The sequence below is a fragment of the Mesorhizobium delmotii genome, assembly GCF_900149755.1.
GTDB lineage: Bacteria > Pseudomonadota > Alphaproteobacteria > Rhizobiales > Rhizobiaceae > Mesorhizobium > Mesorhizobium delmotii.
Window position 1 is genome coordinate 1 of the sequence record NZ_FUIG01000010.1, and the last position, 334, is coordinate 334.

A 334-nucleotide genomic window follows, 5' to 3' on the forward strand; every position below is an offset into this window, starting at 1 on the left:
CATGGGAACGTCTCCGGATTGCAGGATCGAACCTGCGGCAGTTAGGCTGGCTGAACCTTCGGGACTTGCGTGAAGACAGATCCATCGTCATCGCCACGAGCCTGCTCGCCAAGTTGCTGTCGCATGGCTCATTTCCGATCACGGGTAGACGACAGCAGTCGACCATGCAGGATCATCGTGCTTACGCCAGTAGAGATCCATCAGCCGGCGAGTGACGTATCCGACCTGCCCATTAGAGATCGCGGCGTCATCGATGCGCGTCACGGGCATAATGCCGCCGGCAGTCGAGGTGATGAACACCTCGTCACCCGCTTTGATCTCAGCACGACTAATA

At 57.8% G+C, this 334-nt stretch carries 1 pseudogene; it reads right to left on the bottom strand.

Annotated elements, in window-relative coordinates:
- Positions 1-138: 138 nt before the first annotated feature.
- Positions 139-334: pseudogene (locus tag BQ8482_RS01370) on the bottom strand (branched-chain amino acid transferase); the annotation flags it as partial.